This is a genomic window from Streptomyces yatensis, assembly GCF_018069625.1.
Classification (GTDB): Bacteria; Actinomycetota; Actinomycetes; order Streptomycetales; family Streptomycetaceae; genus Streptomyces; species Streptomyces yatensis.
Genome location: NZ_CP072941.1, coordinates 773805 through 796305 on the forward strand (window position 1 = coordinate 773805; position 22501 = coordinate 796305).

2 protein-coding genes are annotated in these 22501 nt (G+C 72.4%); both read right to left on the minus strand.

The window, feature by feature from the left end; translation table 11 throughout:
• Positions 1-60: 60 nt before the first annotated feature.
• Positions 61-10440 carry a type I polyketide synthase gene (locus tag J8403_RS03015; protein WP_425519879.1) on the minus strand — a complete coding sequence of 3460 codons (10380 nt, stop codon included), beginning with the start codon at positions 10438-10440 and terminating at the stop codon, positions 61-63.
• Positions 10441-10531: 91 nt separating this feature from the next.
• Entirely contained in the window at positions 10532-22366 is an 11835-nt protein-coding gene (locus J8403_RS03020) for a type I polyketide synthase (RefSeq protein WP_211121721.1), read from the minus strand.
• Between the last annotated feature and the right edge of the window lie 135 nt (positions 22367-22501).

The following is a 22501-nucleotide window of genomic DNA, read 5'->3' on the forward strand; positions in this document are numbered from 1 at the left end:
AACCCCGGACAGGGGTGGAAAGCCTTCGGCCGGCGACTTCTGGGGACGGGGACGTCCACGTCACGAGAGCTCCTCGTCGAGGAAGTCAAAGATCTCGTCGTCGGTCGCCGACTCGAACCTGTCGGCGGCAGCGACCCCACCGTTGGTTGTCTGTGTCTGCTGCGCGCCCAGCTTCGCCAGGACCTGCTGCAGGCGTGCGGTGAGGCGTTCCCTGGCGGCCTCGTCCGCCACCACCTCGGCGAAGGAGCTCTCCAGCTTCTCCAGCTCCGACAGGACCGGCAGCACCACCGATCCGTCCGTCCCCGCGTCGACGAGCTCTTCGGCCAGGTATCCGGCCAGCGCCCGGGAGGTCGTGTAGTCGAAGAGCAGCGTGGCGGGCAGCCGAAGGCCGGTCACCGTGCCCAGCTGGTTGCGGAGTCCGACCGCGGTCAGCGAGTCGAAGCCGAGGTCGAGGAATCCGCGGTCCGGGGCGATCATGCGGGGGTTGTCGTGGCCCAGCGCCATGGCCGCGTGCTCGGTCACCAGCTCGAGGAGCGCCTGCTGCCGCCCGGCCGGGTCCAGCGAGCCGATACGGCGGCGCAGTTCGGCGGAGCCGGCGCCGGAACCGCCCGTGGACGTCTTCGCGGGGCCGCGGCGGGCCGTGGTCCGGATGATGCCCCGCAGCAGGGCCGGGACCGGCCCGTCCTGGGCTCGCCACGCCGAGGCGTCGAGCCGCGCCGGGACGAGGGTGGCCGCGTCGATGCCGCACGAGGTGTCGAACAGGGCCAGTGCCTCCTCGGAGGCCATCGGGACCACGCCGTCCCGGGCGATGCGCCGCCTGTTGGCCTCGTCCAGCTGGCCGGTCATGCCGCTGCGCTCCTCCCACAGACCCCAGGCGAGTGACTGGGCGGGCAGGCCCTCGGCCCGGCGCCGGTACGCGAAGGCGTCCAGGAAGGCGTTGGCGGCGGCGTAGTTGGCCTGGCCGGGGCCGCCGAGCGTCCCGGAGAGCGAGGAGAAGAGCACGAACGCGGACAGGTCGAGGCCGGCGGTCAGCTCATGCAGGTTGAGCACCGCGTCGACCTTGGGCCGCAGCACGCGGTCGACGCGCTCGGGAGTGAGCGCCTCGACGACGCCGTCGTCCAGTACGCCGGCGGTGTGCACCACGGCGGTGAGCGGGTGCTCGTCCGGCAGGGAGGCCAGGAGTCCGGCGAGGGCGTCGCGGTCGGCGGTGTCGCAGGCGGCGACCGTGGCGTGGGCGCCGAGGTCCGCCAGCTCCGTGCGCAGTTCGGCCGCGCCGTCCGCGGCGAGGCCGCGGCGGCTGGCCAGCACGAGGTTGCGCACACCGTGCTCGCCGACGAGGTGCCGGGCGACCAGCCCGCCGAGGCCGGAGGCCGCTCCGGTGACCAGGACGGTGCCCTGCGGGTCCCAGGTGATGCCGGTCGTGGCCGTGTCCCGCTCGGCGTCGTCGCCGGGCGCCGGGACCCGGGCCAGCCTGCCGGCCAGGACCGTGCCGCCGCGGACCACGATCTGCGGCTCATCGGTGGTGAGCGCCGCCGGGAGGATCCGGCGTGAGCCGTCCTGGTCGTCCAGGTCGGCCAGGACGAACCGGTCGGGGTTCTCGGACTGGGCCGAGCGCACCAGGCCCCAGACGGCCGCGGCGGCGGGGTCGGCCACATCGGTGTCCTCGCCGGCGGCGATGGCTCCCCGGGTGAGGAACACCAGCCGGGAGGCTCCGAAGCGGTCGTCGGCCAGCCAGTTCTTGAGCAGGTCGAGGGCGCGGTGGCCGGTTTCCCGGACCGCCTCCGCCAGGTCCTGCGTCCGGTGGGTGCCGGACACGGTGGGGGCCAGGACGACGTCGGGCGCGGTGGCGCCCGCATCGACGGCCCGGGCCAGGGCCGCGAGGTCCGGGTAGGTGTCCACGGTGCCATCGGCCGTTCCGAGGACACCGGCCACCTCGGCCAGGTCGGGTCCGACGAGGGCCCAGCGCCCGGCCGCCACGCCGTTCGGCTCCGGGGCGCGGGAGGTGTCCACGGGCGTCCACTCGACCTGGTACAGCGACTCGTACGGCCGGGCGGCGTTCACCTGCTCCGGGGCCACGGGCCGCAGGACGAGGGAGTCGACCGCGACGACGAGTGCGCCGGAGGTGTCGGTGGCGTGCAGGGAGACGGTGTCCCCGCCGGCGCTCGCGAGCCGTACGCGCAGCGCGGACGCGCCACCGGCGTGGAGGGTCACCCCGTTCCACGAGAACGGCAGGGTGCTGCCGTCGGTGCCGGTGGGGTTGAACGCGACGGTGTGCAGCGAGGCGTCGAGCAGTGCCGGGTGCAGGCCGTACCGCGCGGCCTCGGCCTCCTGGGTCTCGGGCAGGTCGATCTCGGCGAAGATCTCGTCACCGCGGCGCCAGGCGGCTCGCAGCCCCTGGAAGGCCGGTCCGTAGGCGAAGCCCACGTCGATGAAGCGGTCGTAGAGACCGTCCACGTCGATCGGCTTCGCCTCCGCGGGCGGCCATACGGCGAAGTCGGCGGCCACGGACTCCGCCGCCGTGGTGGACGGGTCCCTGGTGAGCAGGCCGGTCGTATGGCGTGTCCAGGGGTCGTCCGGCTGGGCGTCCTCGGACCGGGAGTACAGGTTGAGCGAACGGGCTCCGGACTCGTCCGGCTCGCCCACGGTGAGCTGGATCTGGGCCGCGCCCCGTGCGGGCAGGATCAGCGGTGTCTCGATGGTCAGCTCGTCCAGCCGCTCGTAACCCACCTGCTCCGCCGCGCGCAGGGCCACTTCCACGAAGGCCGTGCCCGGGAAGAGCACGGTCTCCGCGAAGACGTGGTCGGCCAGCCACGGCTGGGTGGCGACGGACAGACGGCCGGTGAACAGGTAGGTGTCGGTGTCGGCCAGGGCGACGGCGGCGCCGAGGAGCGGGTGGTCGGGCGAGTCCAGCCCGGCCGAGGTCACGTCCCCGCCGGTGGCCGGCGCCGTCTCGAGCCAGTAGCGCTGCCGCTGGAAGGCGTAGGTGGGCAGCTCCACCCGCCGGGCGCCACGCCCGGCGAACACCGCGTCCCACCGCACCGTGGTGCCGTGGACGTGGAGTTCGGCCAGTGCCATGGTCAGCGACTGGATCTCGGGCCGGTCCTTGCGCAGCACGGACACGAGGGAGGGAGCGAGCCCGCCGTCGGACTCCTCGGCCGTCAGGCAGTCCTGGGCCATCGCGGTGAGCACACCGTCCGGGCCCACCTCCACGAACGAGGTGACGCCCAGCTTCTCCAGGGTCCGTACGCCGTCCGCGAACCGCACCGCCTCCCGCACATGGCGCACCCAGTACTCCGGCGAGCACACCTCATCGGTGTCCGCCGCCGTGCCGGTGACGTTGGAGACCAGGGAGAGGGCCGGAGGAGCGAACGACAGGCCCTCGACGACCTTGCGGAAGTCGCCGAGCACCCCGTCCATCCGCGGGGAGTGGAAGGCGTGGCTGACCCGCAGGCGGCGCGTCTTACGGCCCGCTCGCTCCCACTGTCCGGCGATCTCCAGCACCGCGGCCTCATCGCCCGCGATGACCACGGCGGTCGGGCCGTTGACGGCGGCGATGCTCACCTCGGCCTCACGACCGGCCAGCGACGCGGCGATCTCCTCCTCGGGCGCCTGGACGGCCACCATCGCGCCGCCCTCGGGCATGGACTGCATCAGCCGGCCGCGGGCGGCCACCAGCGCGCACGCGTCCTCCAGCGAGAACACCCCCGCCACATGTGCGGCGGCGATCTCGCCGATGGAGTGGCCGATCAGCACATCCGGGGTGATGCCCCAGTGCTCCAACAGCCGGAAGAGCGCCACCTCGATGGCGAACAGCGCGGGCTGGGTGAACGCCGTCTGGTTCAGCAGGTCGGCATCCGCGCTGCCCTCGGCCGCGAACATCACCTCGGTGAGGGGACGGTCGAGCAGCACATCGAGATGCGCGCACACCTCGTCCAGCGCCTGGGCGAACACCGGGAAGGCCTCGTACAACTCCCGCCCCATGCCCAGGCGCTGCGCACCCTGGCCCGAGAACAGGAACGCCGTCTTGTGCTCGGCCCGCGCCACGCCCTGGATCAGCGTGGCCGCGTTCCTGCCCTCCGCCAGCGCGTCGAGTCCGGACCGGAACTGGGCCGGCTCCTCGGCGACCACCACCGCGCGGTAGGGCAGGGCGGAACGGGTCGTCGCCAGCGAATAGCCGATGTCGGCGAGGTCGTCGGCGTGCGCGGTGGCCACACCCTCGAACTCGCGCAGCCGCGCGGCCTGGGCGCACAACGCGTCGGGGCTTCCGCCGGAGAGCAGCCAGGGAACGACCGTGATGCCGGCCGGCGCACCGGCGGCCTCGCCACCGGTCTCCTGTGACGGTGCCTCCGCGGGGTCGGCCGCCTCGATGATGGTGTGCGCGTTGGTGCCGCTGATCCCGAAGGACGACACGGCCGCCCGGCGCGGGCGGTCCGTCTCCGGCCACGGGGTCGCCTCGGTCAGGAGGGACACGGCGCCGCTGGTCCAGTCGACGTGCGGCGAGGGCTCGTCCGCGTGGAGCGTCTTCGGCAGCACGCCCTCCCGCATGGCCATCACCATCTTGATGACCCCGGCCACACCGGCCGCCGCCTGGGTGTGCCCGATGTTCGACTTGATGGAGCCCAGCCACAGCGGCTCGTCCTCCGGCCGCCCCTGGCCGTAGGTGGCCAGCAGCGCCTGCGCCTCGATCGGGTCACCCAGCGAGGTGCCCGTGCCATGGGCTTCCACCGCGTCCACGTCGGCGGCCGTCAGGCCCGCGCTCTCCAGCGCCTTGCCGATCACCCGCTGCTGCGACGGGCCGTTGGGCGCCGTCAGTCCGTTGGACGCGCCGTCCTGGTTGATCGCCGAACCCCGGACGACGGCCAGCACCTGGTGGCCGTTGCGCCGGGCGTCCGACAGCCGCTCCACCAGCAGCAGGCCCACGCCCTCGGACCAGCCCGTGCCATCGGCCTCGGCGGAGAACGCCTTGCACCGCCCGTCCGGCGACAGCACCCGCTGGGAGCTGAACTCGACGAACGTGCCCGGGGTGGCCATGATCGTCACACCGCCGGCCAGCGCCATGTCGCACTCGCCCTGGCGCAGCGACTGCGCGGCCAGGTGCAGGGCGACCAGCGACGAGGAGCACGCGGTGTCCACCGTCACGGCCGGGCCCTCGAAACCGAAGGTGTAGGAGAGGCGTCCGGAGGCGACGCTCGACGCGCTGCCGAGTCCGAGGTAGCCCTGCACACCGTCCGGCGCGCTGATGGCCCGGCCGCTGTAGTCCTGGTAGTTCGAGCCGATGAAGACGCCCGCCTGGCTGCCGCGCAACGCCGCCGGGTCGATGCCGGCGCGCTCGAACGCCTCCCAGGACGTCTCCAGCAGCAGCCGCTGCTGCGGGTCCATGGCCAGGGCCTCGCGCGGGTTGATCCCGAAGAAGTCCGGGTCGAAGTCGGTGATGTTGTCGAGGAATCCGCCGGTGAGGGCGTAGGTCTTGCCCGGCTTGTCGGGGTCGGGGTCGTACAGCCCCTCGAGGTCCCAGCCTCGGTCGTCGGGGAACCCGGAGATGGTGTCGACTCCGGCGTTCACCACGTCCCACAGCTGCTCGGGGGTCCGCACCCCGCCCGGGAACCGGCAGCTCATCGCCACGATCGCGATGGGCTCGTCGAACGAGTCCGATCGGGTCGGCGTCGTCTCGGCGGCGCCGCCTTCCTCGGTGCCGAACATCTCGCCGTGCAGGAACCGTGCGAGCACCGCGGGCGTGGGGTAGTCGAAGACCAGGCTGACCGGCAGCCGCAGCCCGGTCGCCGCGCCGATCCGGTTGCGCAGTTCGACGGCGGTCAGCGAGTCGAAGCCGAGGTCACGGAAGGCACGGTCCGACGCGACCGCGTCCGCGCTGTCGTGCGCGAGGACGTCGGCGGCCTGGGCACGCACCAGGTCCCGCAGCGCTCCTTCGCGCTTCTCCCGGGGCATGGCTTCCAGCCGGTCGTGGAGTTCCGCCCGCCCGGGGGCGGAACTGCCCGCCGTGAGCTGCTTCCCCGTGGCCGCGCTCGGCACGTTCCGCAGCTGGCGGAAGAGGGGAGTGTCGGCGGAGTCCGCTTCGAAGCGTGCCCAGTCGATGTCCGCGACCGCGAGGAACGTCTCGTCGTGGTCCAGTGCCTGCTGCAGCGCCGAAATCGCCAGCTCGGGGTCCATGGCCTGGATCCCCGAGCGGCTCATCCGCTCGCCGACCTCGTCCGTGACGAGGCCGCCTCCGGCCCAGGCACCCCAGGCGATGGAGGTGGCCGGAAGCCCGTCCGCACGCCGCTGGGCCGCCAGCGCGTCGAGGTAGGCGTTGCCCGCGGCGTAGCTCCCCTGACCCGGGTTGCCCAACGTGGCCGCCGCCGAGGAGAACAGCACGAACGCCGACAGCTCCATCCCGGCGGTCAGCTCATGGAGATTCCGCGTGGCGTCCACCTTCGGACGCAGCACCCCGGCCGCCCGCTCCACCGTCAGGGCGTCCACGACACCGTCGTCCAGCACACCGGCCGTATGCACCACGGCGGTCAGCGGGAACTCCGACGGAATCGCGTCCAGCACCCCGGCCAGCGCCGCACGGTCCGCGGCGTCACACGCCGCCACCGTCACCCGGGGCCCGAGCCCTTCCAGCTCCGCCTTCAACTCGGCGGCGCCCTCGGCCTCCATACCACTGCGGCTCGTCAGGACGAGGTGCTCGGCGCCCGTACGCGCCAGCCAGCGGGCGACGTGACCGCCCAGCGCACCCGTACCACCGGTCACCAGCACCGAACCACTCGGCCGCCAGCCATCGGCGGTCGTGGCATCAGGCGCGGATGCCCGCGCCAGCCGCTTGGCGAAGACACCGGAGCCGCGCACCGCGACCTGGTCCTCGCCCTCCGTGCCCGCCAGCACTCCGGCCAGCCGGGCCACCGCGCGGGTGTCGATGGTCTCGGGCAGGTCGACGACGCCGCCCCAGCGCTGGGGGTACTCCGCCTCCAGGGTCCGGCCCAGGCCCCACAGCATGGACTGCGCCGGGCTCACCAGCCGGTCGGAGCGGCCCACCGACACCGCACCCCGGGTGCCGCACCACAGCGGAGCCACCACATCCGCGTCGCCCAGCGCCTGAACGAGCGCCACCGTCGCCGCCAGCCCGGCCGGGACCACACCGAACGTCGCATGCCCCGACTCGTCCAGCCCCAGCAGCGAGAACACCCCCGCCACGGCCGACGGCTCGACGCCATCGAGGGCCCCGCGCAGCCGCTCCGCCATCACCTCACGGTCATCCGCCGCCCCGGCGGCCATCCGCACCACATGCGCACCGCGCCCGGCCAGCCCGTCCAGCACTGCGGCGACCAACGCGTCGTCACCACAGGCTTCCGGAACGGCCACCAGCCAGGTGCCCGAGAGCGTGGTCTCGGACGCGGATGCCAGGGGCTTCCAGACCGCCTGGTAACGCCAGCCGTCCACCTTGTTCTGCTCACGCCGCTGACGGCGCCAGGACGACAGCGCCGGAAGCAACGCCGTCAACGACGACTGCTGCTCCTCGTCCTCCACCTCCAGGGTGCGGACCAGCGCCTCCAAATCCTCACGCTCCACCGCCTCCCAGAAGCGCACATCCACCGCGTCCGCGCTCGAGCCGCCACCGGCGGCGGCCACCTCGGCGGCCGAGGTGGCGTCCAGCCAGTACCGCTGGCGCTGGAAGGCGTAGGTGGGCAGCTCGACGGGGCGGGCCCCGGTCCCGGCGAACACCGTCCGCCAGTCCACGGCGATACCGCCGACGTGGGCCGCGGCCAGGGAGGTCAGGAACCGTTCCAGACCGCCTTCGTCACGGCGCAGCGAGCCGACGGCGGCCACGGGGGTGCCGTGGTCCTCGGCCGTCTGCTCGATGCCCACGGTCAGCACCGGATGCGCGCTGGCCTCCACGAACGTCTGGAAGCCTTCGTCCAGGAGCACCCGTACGGTCTCGTCGAAACGCACGGTCCCGCGCAGATTGCGGTACCAGTAGCCGGCGTCCATCTCCGTGGTGTCCAGCACCCCGCCGGTCACCGTCGAGTAGAAGGGCACCGAGGAGGACCGCGGAGCGATGCCGGCCAGAGTGCGCCGGATCTCCTCTTCAAGGCTTTCGACGTGGGCGGAGTGCGAGGCGTAGTCCACGGGGATACGGCGCGCCCGGACCTCCTCCGCCTCACACGCCGTCAGCAGCTCCTCCAGCGCGTCGGCATCGCCGGAGACCACGACCGCCGAGGGCCCGTTCACCGCCGCCACCGACAGCCGCTCACCCCATGCCCCGAGGCGCTCCCGCACCGCGTCCACGGGCAGCGACACCGACACCATGCCCCCGCGCCCGGACAGCACGGGCAGTGCCTGGCTGCGCAGGGCCACCACCTTCGCGGCGTCCTCCAGCGACAGCGCACCCGCCACACACGCCGCCGCGATCTCACCCTGCGAATGGCCGATCACGGCGGCGGGCTCGACACCGTAGGAGCGCCACAGCTCCGCCAGCGACACCATCACCGCCCACAGCACCGGCTGCACCACATCCACCCGCTCCAGCGCCTCCGCGGCGCCCTCACCGCCGCGCAACACCTCCACCAGCGACCAGTCCACGAACGGCGCCAGCGCCGCGGCACACTCCTCGATCCGCCGGGCGAACACCGGCGAGGCGTCCAGCAGCCCCGCCGCCATCCCCACCCACTGCGACCCCTGACCGGGAAAGACGAACACGACTCCGGCACTGCGCCTGGCGACGCCTTCGACCAGCCCCGGGGCGCCGCCACCCGCGAGATGGTCGGTCAGGGCCCGGACGGCCTGCGTACGATCCTGGGCCAGCACCACCGCACGATGGTCAAAGGCGGTCCGGGTCGTGGCAAGCGACAGCCCGATGTCCCCGGCCGCCATCTCCGGGTGCTGTTCCACATGGTCCAGCAGCCGCCTGGCCTGGGCGCGCAGCGCCGCCTCGGACTTGCTCGACAACAGCCAGGGGATGAGCGGCAGCGCCGTCGTCCGGGGCTCTGCCGCCTCCTCGGAGCCGGAAGCCGCCTCGGCGGCGTCGTCACTCGTCACCTCGGGTGTGGCGGACGGTGCCGGTGCCTGCTCGATGATGGCGTGGGCGTTGGTCCCGCTGATGCCGAAGGAGGACACCCCGGCCCGGCGCGGCTCCTCGCCCTCGGGCCATGCGGCGGCCTCGGTGAGAAGCTCGACCGTGCCCGTCGACCAGTCCACATGCGGCGACGGCTCGTCGATGTGCAGGGTGCGCGGCAGCACACCATGCCGCATCGCCAGCACCATCTTCATCACACCGGCCACGCCGGCGGCCGCCTGTGTATGGCCGATGTTGGACTTGACCGACCCCAGCAGCAGCGGATCACCCGTGGTGCGCTCACGGCCATAGGTGGCCAGCAGCGCCTGCGCCTCGATCGGATCGCCCAGCTTCGTACCGGTCCCGTGGGCCTCCACGGCGTCGACCTGCCCGGCCGTGAGCCCGGCGTTGGCCAGCGCCTGGCGGATCACCCGCTGCTGCGACGGGCCGTTGGGGGCGGACAGCGCACTGCTCGCGCCATCCTGGTTCGTCGCCGTCCCCCGGACAACCGCCAGCACCGGATGCCCGTTTCGCCGGGCGTCGGAGAGCCGCTCCAGGAACAGCATCCCGGCACCCTCGGCCGCCCCGAAACCATCGGCCGCCGCCGAGAAGGGCTTGCACCGGCCGTCCAGTGCGAGCCCGCGCTGCCGGCTGAAACCGACGAACGTACCCGGCGTGGCCATCACGCTCACACCGCCGGCCAGGGCGAAGGAGCACTCCCCCTGACGCAGCGCCTGCACCGCCAGATGCAGGGCCACCAGCGACGACGAGCACGCGGTGTCCACCGTCACCGCGGGGCCCTCCAGCCCGAGCGTGTAGGCCACCCGCCCGGACACCACGCTGATCGCGCTGCCGGTCACCAGATGACCCTCGACACCGTCCGGCGCCTCGTGCACCCGCGGCCCATAGTCGGGGGCCACCGCCCCGAAGAAGACCCCGGACCGGCTGCCCCGCAGCGAGACCGGGTCGATCCCCGCCCGCTCGATGGCCTCCCACGACGTCTCCAGCAGCAACCGCTGCTGCGGATCCATCGCCATCGCCTCGCGTGGCGAGATCCCGAAGAAGTCGGCGTCGAAGTCGCCGATGTCGTACAGGAATCCCCCCTCGCGCGTATAGGAGGTTCCCGACCGGTCAGGGTCCGCGTCATAGAGCGAGTCGAGGTCCCAGCCACGGTCCTCGGGGAACGGCGTGATGGCGTCCTCGGCGCCGCTCAGCAGCTGCCAGAACTCCTCGGGAGAACCCACCCCGCCGGGGAAGCGGCAGCTCATCCCGACGATCGCGATCGGCTCACGGGCCGCCGACTCCACATCCTGCAGACGCTGCCGCGCCTGGTGCAGATCAGCCGTCACCCGCCGGAGGTAGCCGAGCAGCTTTTCTTGTTCCGACATCAGAACCTCTCGGGGTCGCGCTTCGGGAGCGGGGTGGTCGGCGGGCAGGTGGTGTGGGTTCGTGGATGCGCCGTGGTGGCGGCCGCTGGTCGGATCACGACGTCCCGAACTCCTGGTCGATGAAGGCGAAGAGCTCGTCGGCCTCCGCCGTCTCCAGGTGTTCGGCGACGTCCTGGGCATCGCCGGATTCGGTGGCCGGACCATCCGGCGCCGGGCCGCCACGGCCGCCGTCCCAGTGGGACAGAAGACGCTTCAACCGGCTGGCGACCATCGCCCGGGTGTCGTCGTCGGCCGCCGCGCCCGTGCCGAGCAACGCCGCTTCCAGCCGGTCGAGTTCGGCGGCCACGTCCGATGGTTCGTCCGCCGCCAGGGGGGCGATCTCCGCGTTCAGCTGTGCGGCCAGCGCCGCGGGGGTCGGGTAGTCGAAGATGAGCGTCGCGGGCAGCCGCAGCCCGGTGGCCGCGTTCAGCCGGTTGCGCAGCTCGACCGCGGTGAGCGAGTCGAAGCCCAGCTCCAGGAAGCCACGATCGGTGTCCACCGCCGACGCCGACCCGTGCCCGAGGACGGTGGCGGCGTGTTCCTGGACCAGCCGCAGCAGCGTCCGCTGCCGCTCCCCCTGGCCGAGCCCGGCAAGACGCCGCGCCAGCGGCGCCTCCCGCGCACCGGAGTCGTCCTGGGCCGAGGCCCGCCGGGACACGGCGGGCCGTCGTACGAGTCCGCCCAGCAAGGGGGGCACGGGGGTGGTGTCGGCGGTGGCCGCCAGGTGGCCGAGGTCGAGCCGCGCGGGCACCACGAGGCCCTCGGCCAGCCGCCCGGCCGTGTCGAACAGCCCCAGCCCCTCCTCGGAGGAGAACGGCACCAGTCCGCCGCGCGTCATCCGCGACAGATCCGCCTCGGCGAGATGTCCGGTCATCCCGCTGCGCTCGGCCCACATGCCCCAGGCCAGCGACACTCCCGGCAGACCCATCGCCCGGCGCCGCTGCGCCAGTCCGTCCAGGAACGTGTTGGCGGCGGCGTAGTTCGCCTGGCCCGCGGACCCCAGGACACCGGCGGCCGAGGAGAACAGGGCGAACATGGCCACATCGAAGCGGCGCGTCAGCTCATGCAGATGCCACGCCCCGTCGACCTTGGCGCGCAGCACCGCGTCCAGCCGCTCCGGTGTCAGTGAGGTCACCGTGCCGTCGTCCAGGAGGCCCGCGGCATGGACCACACCGGTCAGGCCGTGCCCGTCGTCGGGCAGCCCCGCCAGCAGCTCGGCCAGCGCGTCGCGGTCGGCGACGTCGCAGGCGGCCACGTCGACCGAGGCCCCCAGGGCGGTCAGCTCCGTCTCGAGCGCCGCCATGCTCTCGGCGGCGCGGCCACGGCGGCTGACCAGCAGCAGCCGGCGTATCCCGTGCTCGGCCACCAGATGCCGTGCGACCAGCCCGCCCAGGACACCTCCGGCACCGGTGATCAGCACCGTGCCCTCCGGGTCCAGCGCGGCCGGAACACTCAGCACCAGCTTGCCCACATGGCGGGCCTGGCTCATGAACCGGAACGCCTCGGGGGACCTGCGCACATCCCACACCCGGGTGGGCAGCGGCCGCAGTTCACCTCGCTCGAACAGGGCCACGATCTCGGCGAGCATGTCCCCGATGCGCTCGGGGCCCGCCTCCGCCAGGTCGAACGCCCGGTACAGCACGCCCGGATGCGCCGCGGCCACCTCATCGGCCGACCGCACATCCGTCTTGCCCATCTCGATGAACCGCCCGCCCTCGCCCAGCAGCCGCAGCGAGGCGTCCACGAACTCACCGGCCAGGGAGTCCAGGACCACATCCACACCGCGACCGCCCGAGGTGGCCTTGAACCGCTCCTCGAACTCCAGCGTCCGCGACGAGGAGATATGCGCCTCGTCCAGGCCGAGACCGCGCAGGACATCCCACTTGGCCTCGCTGGCGGTCGCGAACACCTCGCAGTCCCAGGCCCGCGCCAGCTGCACCGCCGCGATCCCGACACCACCGGCGGCGGCATGGACCAGCAGCGACTCACCACGCCGGAGACCCGCCAGCTCCCGCAACGCGTACAGAGCCGTCACGAACACCACCGGGACGGAGGCGGCCTCGGTGAAGGACCACCCGTCCGGAATCCGCACCAGCGTGCGGTGATCCACGACGGCCAGCGGCCCGAAACCGCCCTCCCACAGCCCCATCACCCGGTCGCCGACGGCCAGGGAGGTCACACCGGGACCAGTGGCCACGACCACACCGGCCCCCTCGCCGCCCATCAGCGCCTCGCCCGGGTACATGCCCAGGGAGATCAGGACATCGCGGAAGTTCAGGCCCGTGGCGCGCACCGCGACCCGCACCTCGTGCTCGCCGAGTTCCGCGGTGGCGTCCGCGGCCGTGGCCAGCGCCAGCCCCTCCAGCGTGCCCGCGCCGGACGCCTCCAGCCGCCACGCCTCCGTACCGGCCGGCGGCGTCAGCACACCCGCCGCGGCACCGGAGGCCAGACGTGGGACCAGCATCTCCGCGCCGCGCACCGCCAGCTGCGGTTCCCCGGTGGACACCGCCTGGTGCACCAGGGCCAGCGACTGCTCGCCGCCGTCCACATCCAGCAGGACGAACCGGTCCGGGTTCTCGGCCTGCGCCGACCGCACCAGCCCCCACACCGGAGCCGCCGCCAGGTCACGCGGGTCCACGCCGTCCTCGGTCGCCATCGCGCCGCGGGTCACGAGCACCAGCCGCGCATCGGCGAACCGGTCCTCCGTCAGCCATGCCCGCACCATGTCCAGGGTCTGGTGGGCCACCGCCCGCGTCGCCGGAACGACGTCCTCACCGGGGGCGGAGGAGACGGTCACGAACACCAGGTTCGGCAGCGGGGCGCCCGACCCCACATGGGCCGCGAGAGCGGCCAGGTCGGCATGCTCCTCCACCGACCCGTCGGCCGCCTTCAACCCCCGGGCCAGGCCGAAGACATCGGGCCCGGCCACGGCACACCGGTCGGTCTCGGGGACCGGGGCGGTGGTGGGCGCCGCGACCCACTCCACCCGGTACAGCGACTCGGTGTCCTCGGCGGACGACGCCAGCTGCGCTTCCGACACCGGCCGGGTGACCAGCGCCTCCGCCGATGCCACCGGCGTACCGGCGGCGTCCGCGACCAGCACCGACATCCCATCGGCGCCCGTGCGGGCCAGCCGTACCCGCAGCGAGGTGGCGCCGGTGGCGTACAGCGACACACCGCTCCACACGAACGGCAGCCGGATCCCGCCCGAGCTCCCCTCGCCCTCGGCGGCAGCGGACACCAGCCAGGCGTGCAGCGCCGTGTCGAGCAGCGCGGGATGCAGCCCGAACCGGGCCGCCTCCGCCCGCGACTCCTCCGGCAGCGCCACCTCCGCGAAGACCTCATCGCCCTTGCGCCAGACGGCACGCAGCCCCCGGAACACCGGTCCATACGCCAGTCCGGTGGCCGCCACCTCCTCATAGAAGCCCGCGGTCTCGACCGCCTCCGCTCCCGCCGGCGGCCATGCGCTCAGGTCCACCGGACCCGCCGCCCCGTCGGCGGCGGAGGCCACGGCCAGCACGCCCTTCGCATGGCACGTCCACGGCGCGTCCGGACCGTCGCCACGACGGGAGTACACACTGAGCTCGCGCTCCGCGCCCTGCCCGGGGCCACTCACCACCAGCTGCACCTGGACCGCCCCCTCCTCGGGCAGCACCAAAGGCGCCTCCAGCGTCAGCTCCTCCAACCGGTCGCAACCCACCGCGTCACCGGCCCGCGACGCCAACTCGACAAACGCCGTACCCGGCAGGATGACCCGGCCCAGCACCGCGTGGTCGGCCAGCCAGGGATGCGTACGCAGCGACAGCCGGCCGGTCAGCAGGAAACCGTCGGAGTCGGGCAGCGGCACAGCGGCACCCAGCAGCGGATGCCCCGCCGCGTCCAGTCCCGCCGACGACACATCACCGGCGCCGTCCGCCTCGGGATCCAGCCAGTAGCGCGCACGCTGGAAGGCATACGTCGGCAGATCGACGCGCCTGGCCGCCGTTCCGGCGAAGAGACCCGCCCAGTCGACAGATGCTCCGCCGACATACGCCTCGGCCAGGGAGGTCATGAACCGCTGCAGGCCGCCTTCGTCACGGCGCAGCGAACCGACAGCCGTCACCCGGGCGCCGTGGTCCTCCGCGGTCTGCTCCACCCCCATCGTCAGGACTGGGTGGGCGCTGGCCTCGATGAACACCTGGAAGCCGTCGGTCAGCAGAACACGGACGGTCTCGTCGAAGCGCACGGTCTGCCGCAGGTTGCGGTACCAGTAGCCGGCGTCCATCTCCGTGGTGTCCAGCACCCCGCCGGTCACCGTCGAATAGAACGGCACCGACGACGAGCGCGGGGCGATTCCCGCGAGGAGCTGCCGAAGCTCGTCCTCGATGGCTTCGACATGAGCGCAGTGGGACGCGTAGTCCACGGGGACGCGGCGCGCCCGGATCCCGTCGCCCTCGCATACGCCCATCAGCTCGTCCAGCGCGTCGGCGTCGCCGGAGACCACGACCGCCGAGGGCCCGTTCACCGCCGCCACCGACAGCCGCTCACCCCACGCCTCGAGGCGCTCCCGCACCGAATCCACGGGCAGCGACACCGACACCATGCCCCCGCGCCCGGACAGCGCACGCAGCGCCTGGCTGCGCAGGGCCACCACCTTCGCGGCGTCCTCCAGCGACAGCGCACCCGCCACACACGCCGCCGCGATCTCACCCTGCGAATGGCCGATCACGGCGGCGGGCTCGACACCGTAGGAGCGCCACAGCTCCGCCAGCGACACCATCACCGCCCACAGCACCGGCTGCACCACATCCACCCGCTCCAGCGCCTCCGCGCTGCCTTCCCCACCCCGCAGCACGTCCGCGAGCGGCCAGTCCACATACGGCGCCAACGCCGCCGCACACTCGCCGATCCGCTCCGCGAACACCGGGGAAGTCTCCAGCAGCCCTGCCGCCATCCCCACCCACTGCGATCCCTGACCAGGGAAGACGAGCACCGCTTGGTCGCGGGCGCCGGCTGTCCCCCGTACCACACCGGGTGCCGCGTTCCCCTCGGCCAGCGCCCCCAGGCCGCTCAGAAGGCCGTCGCCGTCGCCCGCCAGCACCACCGCGCGGTGTTCGAACACACTGCGCGTGGTCGCCAACGACAGCCCGATATCGGCGGGCGAGACCTCCCGGCGCTCACGCACCTGGGTCAGCAGCCGCTCCGCCTGGGCCTCGACCGCGCTGTCCGACCGTCCGGAGATCACCCACGGTGTGACCTCGGGCAGTTCCGCGGCCGGGGCCTCGTCCTCGGCGGCGGTGCTGGGGGCGTCGTCCGACGGAGCCTGTTCCAGCACGGCGTGGGCGTTGGTGCCGCTCATCCCGAAGGAGGAGACTCCCGCGCGCCGCGGCCGTCCCGTCTCCGGCCAGGGCATGGCGTCCGTCAGCAGGCTCACGCCGCCGGCGGACCAGTCCACATGCGGCGACGGCTCATCGATGTGCAGCGACTTGGGCAGTGCGCCGTGCCGCATTGCCATCACCATCTTGATGACACCGGCCACACCGGCGGCCGCCTGCGCATGGCCGATGTTCGACTTCACCGAGCCGAGCCACAGCGGCTGGTCGGCAGGCCGGTCCTGGCCGTAGGTGGCCAGCACGGCCTGGGCCTCGATGGGATCGCCCAGCTTGGTGCCGGTGCCATGTGCCTCGACCGCGTCCACCTCGGTGGCCGACAGCCGGGCGTTCGCCAGCGCGGCGCGGATCACCCGCTGCTGAGACGGGCCGTTCGGGGCGGTCAGGCCGTTGGACGCACCGTCCTGGTTGGTCGCCGTACCCCGGACGAGGGCCAGCACCTCGTGCCCGTTGCGCCGGGCGTCCGACAGCCGCTCCACCAGCAGCAGCCCGACGCCCTCGGCGAATCCGAAACCGTCGGCGCCATCGCTGAACGCCTTGCACTTGCCGTCCACGGACAGCGCGCGCTGACGGCTGAAGTCCACCAGCCCGAGCTGTGTGGACATCACGGTCGCACCACCGGCCAGCGCCATGTCGCACTCGCCCTGGCGCAGCGCCTGGACCGCCAGGTGCAGCGCGACCAGCGAGGAGGAGCACGCGGTGTCCACCGTCACGGCAGGGCCCTCGAGACCCAGGGTGTAGGAGACACGGCCGGAGGCCACGCTGCCCGCGCTGCCGATGCCGAGGTAGCCCTCGATGCCTTCGGGAGAGTGCCCTTGCAGACGGGTGCCGTAGTCGTTGTACACAACGCCGACGAAGACGCCGGTCCGGCTCCCCCGCGCCGTCTCGGGGGCGATACCGGCCCGCTCGAACGCCTCCCACGAGGTCTCCAGCAGCAGCCGCTGCTGCGGGTCCATGGACAGCGCCTCACGCGGCGAGATCCCGAAGAACTCCGGGTCGAACTGGTCGGCGTCGTAGAGGAAGCCACCGTTACGGGCGTAGTACGTGCCCTCGCGCGAGGGGTCCGGGTCGTACGTCGACTCGAGGTCCCAGCCACGGTTGGACGGGAGTGACGACGTGGCATCGGTGCCCGCCATCACCAGCTGCCACAGCTCCTCGGGTGTCTGCACACCGCCGGGGAAGCGGCAGCTCATGGCCACGATCGCGATCGGGTCGTCGTCGGTACCGGACCGGACGTCGGACGGTCCGCCCGCCGCCGCGGTGGCCGTGCCCTGGGACCCGAGGATCTCCGAGCGCAGATGGCCCGCAAGGACCGTCGGGTTCGGGTAGTCGAAGACGAGCGTCGCCGGGAGGCGCAGACCTGTTTCCGCGCTCAGACGGTTCCGCAATTCCACGGCGGTGAGGGAGTCGAAGCCCAGTTCCTTGAAGGGCCGTCCCACCTCGACGGTGTCCGACGTGGCATGTCCCAGGGCGGCGGCCACCTGGACCCGGATCAGCTCTTGGAGCAGGAACTGCTCCTGATCCGCCTCGGACATGCCGACCAGCCGCCGCCGCAGTCGGGCGGCGACGTCGTCCACGTCCGTGTCTCCGGCGCCCGCGGCACGCCGGACGGTCATGCCGGGTACGACGTTGCGGAAGAGGGCGGGGAGTTCGGCGCCCTGCGCACGCAGCGCCGGGATGTCCAGCCGGAAGAGCACGGGGACCACCGCGTCCGACACCAGAGCGGCGTCGAAGAGCTCAAGGCCGTCGTCCGTGGCCAGTGGCACCACGCCCGAACGGGATATCCGCTGGATGTCGTCCTCGCCAAGGTGTCCGGTCATGCCGCTGGCCTCGGCCCACAGGCCCCAGGCCATCGACACGCCCGGCAGTCCCTGGGCCCGGCGCCAGGACGCCAGACCGTCCAGGAACACATTCGCCGCCGCGTAGTTGCTCTGCCCCGCACCACCCAGCACACCGGTGGCCGAGGAGAACAGCACGAACGCCGACAGGTCCATCCCCGCCGTCAGCTCATGCAGATTCCACGCCGCGTCCACCTTCGCCCGCAACACCGGCTCAACCCGCTCACGGGTCAGCGACGTCAGCAGCCCGTCATCGAGCACACCCGCCGCATGCACCACACCACTCAGACCAAAGCCCTCCGGCAACCCCGACAACACCCCGGCCAGAGCCGCACGGTCCGCGGCATCACACGCCGCGATGACCACCTCGGCACCGGCGGCCTCCAGTTCGGCCCGCAATTCGGCCGCGCCCTCGGCCTCCGCACCACGACGGGACAGCAACACCAGCTTCCCGACACCGTGCCGGGCCACCAGATGCCGCGCCACCAGGCCGCCCAGCACACCCGTGCCACCCGTCACCAGCACCGCACCCGAACCGAACCCACCCGACTCCGGAACAGCCACCGCCTGCACCCGGCCCAGACGCGGCACCCGCACCGCACCCGACCGCACCACCACCTGCTCCTCACCCAGGGCCAGCACCCCAGGCAGAAGACCATCGACGCCGTCCAGGTCATCGGTGTCCACCAGCACCAGACGCCCGGGGTTCTCCGCCTGCGCGGACCGCACAAGACCCCACACCGCGGCCCCCGCCATGTCCGTCACACCATCGCCCGTATCGACGGCGCCCCGGGTCACCACCACCAACCGCTCACCCGCACGGTCCTCATCCGCCAACCACCCCTGCGCCCGCTCCAGGACCTCGAGCACATGCCCGTACGCCTCACCCACCACATCCGCACCATCGGAGACCACCCGCATGACCTCTGCCCGCGGTGTGGCCTCACCCCCCGACACGACGGCCCCGGGCGCGTCCACCCACTCGACCCGGAACAGCGCCTCCCGCGCCGCACCGCTCGCGGCCTTCAGCTGATCCGCGTCGACCGGACGCAACACCAGCGACTCGACCGACGCCACCACCCGCCCGGACTCATCGCCCACCAGCACCGACACCGCATCCGACCCGGCACCCGCCGACGCCAGCCGTACCCGCAGCGAGGTCGCACCCACCGCCTCCAGGGCGAACCCGCGCCATGAGAACGGCAGCCGACTGCCCGAATCACCCGTCAGACTCTCGCTCACACCCATCGCGTGCAACGCCGCGTCGAACAGCGCCGGGTGCAGACCGAACTGACCCGCCCGGTCCCGCTCCGCCTCGGGGAGCTCGACCTCCGCGAACACCTCCCCGTCACGCCGCCACGCGTGCTTCAGCCCCTGGAAGACCGGCCCGTACTCCAGCCCGTTCTCCGCGGCCCGCGCATACTCGCCCGACACATCGACCGGCTCGGCCCCCGCCGGAGGCCACACACCGAAGTCGAACGGCGTGCCGGAGACGGGCGCGGCCGAACCGACCACACCATGGGCATGCCGCACCCATGCGGCGCCCTCGCCCTCCGCTTCCTCCCGCGAGAACACACTCACCTCACGGAAACCGGAAGCGTCCGCCTCCCCCACCTCGACCTGAAGGTGTACGCCACCCTTCTCGGGCACGATCAGCGGCGCCTCCAGGACCAGTTCCTCAACGCGACCGGCCCCGACCTGATCGCCCGCCGATACCACCAGCTCGACGAAGGCCGTCCCCGGGAGCAGCATCACCCCATGGACGGCGTGATCCGCCAGCCACCCGTGCGTGGCCAAGGACAGCCGCCCGCTCAGCAGCACCCCGCCGCCACTCGCCAGCGACATCACCGCACCCAGCAACGGATGCCCCAGCGAACCCAACCCCACCGAACCCACATCGCCCACGCCCGCGGGAGCGTCGAGCCAGAAGCGCTCGTGCTGGAAGGCGTAGGTCGGCAGCTCCACGCGGCGGGCGCCGTGTCCTTCGAACACCTTCCGCCAGTCGACGCTCGCTCCGCTGACATGCAGCTCGGCGGCGGAGGTCAGGAACCGCTCGGCTCCGCCCTCATCACGCCGCAGAGTCCCCAGGACCACGGCCCGCGCCTCGGCGGCCTCCACCGTCTGCTGCACCGGCAGGGTCAGCACCGGATGCGGGCTCACCTCGATGAACACGGTGTGGCCCTCATCGAGCAGGGTGCGCGTCGTGGACTCCAGCTCGACGGTCTGCCGCAGGTTCCGGTACCAGTACTCCGCGTCCAGACCGGCGGTGTCCACCAGCTCACCGGAGACCGTCGAGTAGAACGGCACCTCGGAGGAACGCGGCGCGATATCCGCCAGGACCTTCAGCAACTCCTCGCGGATCGACTCCACATGGGCCGAGTGCGAGGCGTAGTCCACCGGAACCCGGCGAACACGGACCTCCTCACCCTCCAGCTCCGCGACCATCTCATCCAGCGCACCCGGATCACCGGACACCACCACCGACCCCGGGCCGTTCACCGCCGCCACCGAGATCGCGCCACCCCACCGGGCGAGACGCTCCTTCACCTCGTCGACCGGCAACCCGACCGACACCATGCCACCACGGCCCGCAAGGCCCGCCGCGATGGCCTGCGACCGCAAGGTCACCACCTTCGCGGCGTCCTCCAGCGAGAGCGCACCGGCCACACAGGCCGCCGCGATCTCACCCTGGCTGTGCCCCATCACGGCATCCGGCTCCACACCCACCGAACGCCACAACTTCGCCAGCGACACCATCACCGCGAAGAGCACCGGCTGAACGACATCCACCCGGTCGAAACCGGGAGCACCCTCAACCCCACGCAGCACCTCGCTCAGCGACCAGTCCACATGAGCCGACAGCGCCGCCTCACACTCACCGATCGCCTCCGCGAACACCGGCGAGGACTCGAGCAGCCCCACCGCCATACCCGCCCACTGCGCACCCTGCCCCGGGAACACGAACACCGAACGACCGGGTGTTTCGGCGTCCTTTCCCCAGACCACACCCGGGAGCTTCGCGCCCTCGGCCACCGCGTCCAGGCGCTCGAGGAGCTCCTCACGGCTGGTCCCGGTCACCACGGCGCGCTGCTCGAAGGCGAACCTGGTCGTCGCCAGCGAGAGCGCCACATCGGCGGCGCCCAGCTCCGGGCGCTCCGCCACGAACTCCCGCAGCCGCCCGGCCTGCACCCGCAGCGCGGTGTCGGTCTTGCCCGACACCACCCATGCCACCGGACCCGCGACACCACCGTCGGCGGGCTCCTCGGCAACCTCCGCCTCGGCCTCGGCCTCCGGGGCCTGCTCCAGGATCACATGCGCGTTGGTCCCGCTCACGCCGAACGAGGACACGCCCACCCTGCGCGGCTCCCCGGTCTCCGGCCACGGCCTCGCCTCGGTCAGCAGCTCGACCTGGCCCTCGGACCAGTCCACATGGCTCGACGGGGCGTCGACATGCAGCGTCTTCGGCAGGACGCCATGCCGCATCGCCATCACCATCTTGATGACGCCGGCCACACCGGCGGCGGCCTGCGTATGACCGAGGTTCGACTTCAGCGAGCCGAGCCACAGCGGCCGGCCCTCGGGCCGGTCCTGGCCATATGTCGCCAGCAGCGCCTGCGCCTCGATCGGGTCGCCCAGCGTCGTCCCCGTACCGTGCGCCTCGACCACGTCGATCTGACTGGGGTTCAGCTCGCAGTTCTCCAGGGCCTGCCGGATCACGCGGCGCTGTGACGGGCCGTTGGGGGCCGTCAGACCGTTGCTCGCACCGTCCTGGTTCACGGCGGAGCCGCGTACCACGGCGAGTATCCGGTGCCCGTTGCGCCGCGCGTCGGACAGCCGCTCCACCAGCAGCACACCGATGCCCTCGGACCATGTGGTGCCGTCGGCTCCGTCGGCGAACGCCTTGCACCGGCCGTCGGGGGCCAGTCCGCGCTGGCGGCTGAAGGTGACGAAGCCCTTGGGGCTCACCATGACGGTCGCACCGCCGACCAGCGCCATGGAGCACTCGCCCTGACGCAGCGCCTGGGCCGCCAGGTGCAGGGCGACCAGCGCCGATGAGCAGGCGGTGTCCACGGTCAGCGCGGGGCCTTCGAAACCGAAGGTGTAGGACACACGGCCCGAGGCGATGCTGGTGGTGGCGCCGTTGTGGAGGTACGGCTCGATCTCGTCCGGTATCTGCGCGGCCTCGGACGCGTAAGTGGTATGCATGGCACCGGTGAAGACACCCGTCTGGCTGCCACGCAGTGACGCGGGGTCGATGCCCGCCCGTTCGAACACCTCCCACGAGGTCTCCAGCAGCAGCCGCTGCTGGGGGTCCATGGCGAGGGCCTCGCGGGGTGAGATTCCGAAAAACGCGGAGTCGAATTGGTCCGCGTCGTGGAGGAAGCCGCCTTCGCGAACGTAACTGGTACCCGGACGCTCCGGGTCCGGGTCGTAGATCCCCTCCACGTCCCAGCCGCGGTTTGTGGGGAAGGGCGAGATCGCATCCGCTCCATCGGCGACCAGACGCCACAGTGCCTCGGGGGAATTCACTCCACCCGGAAATCGGCAGGCCATACCGATGATGGCAAGGGGCTCAGTTGCCGAACTGATCAGCTGGCGGTTCTGACGCTTGAGCCGCTCGATTTCCTTGAACGACTTGCGCAGCGCTTCAACAGCTTTGTTCTGGTTGGATGCAGCAGGCATCGGAAACTCCACACTTAACGCGTCGTTCGCTGGAGAGCGCAACGGCCCTGAGATTTTTCAAAACACGCCTTGCCAGACGGACACCGGCCACACTAGCCCCGCACCCGTAAGGGAAACCCTAGAAACCCGCGCAGG

Coding starts and splice junctions, on each gene's coding strand:
- J8403_RS03020 (WP_211121721.1), bottom strand. CDS start 22,366: ATGCCTGCTGCATCCAACCAGAACAAAGCTGTTGAAGCGCTGCGCAAG.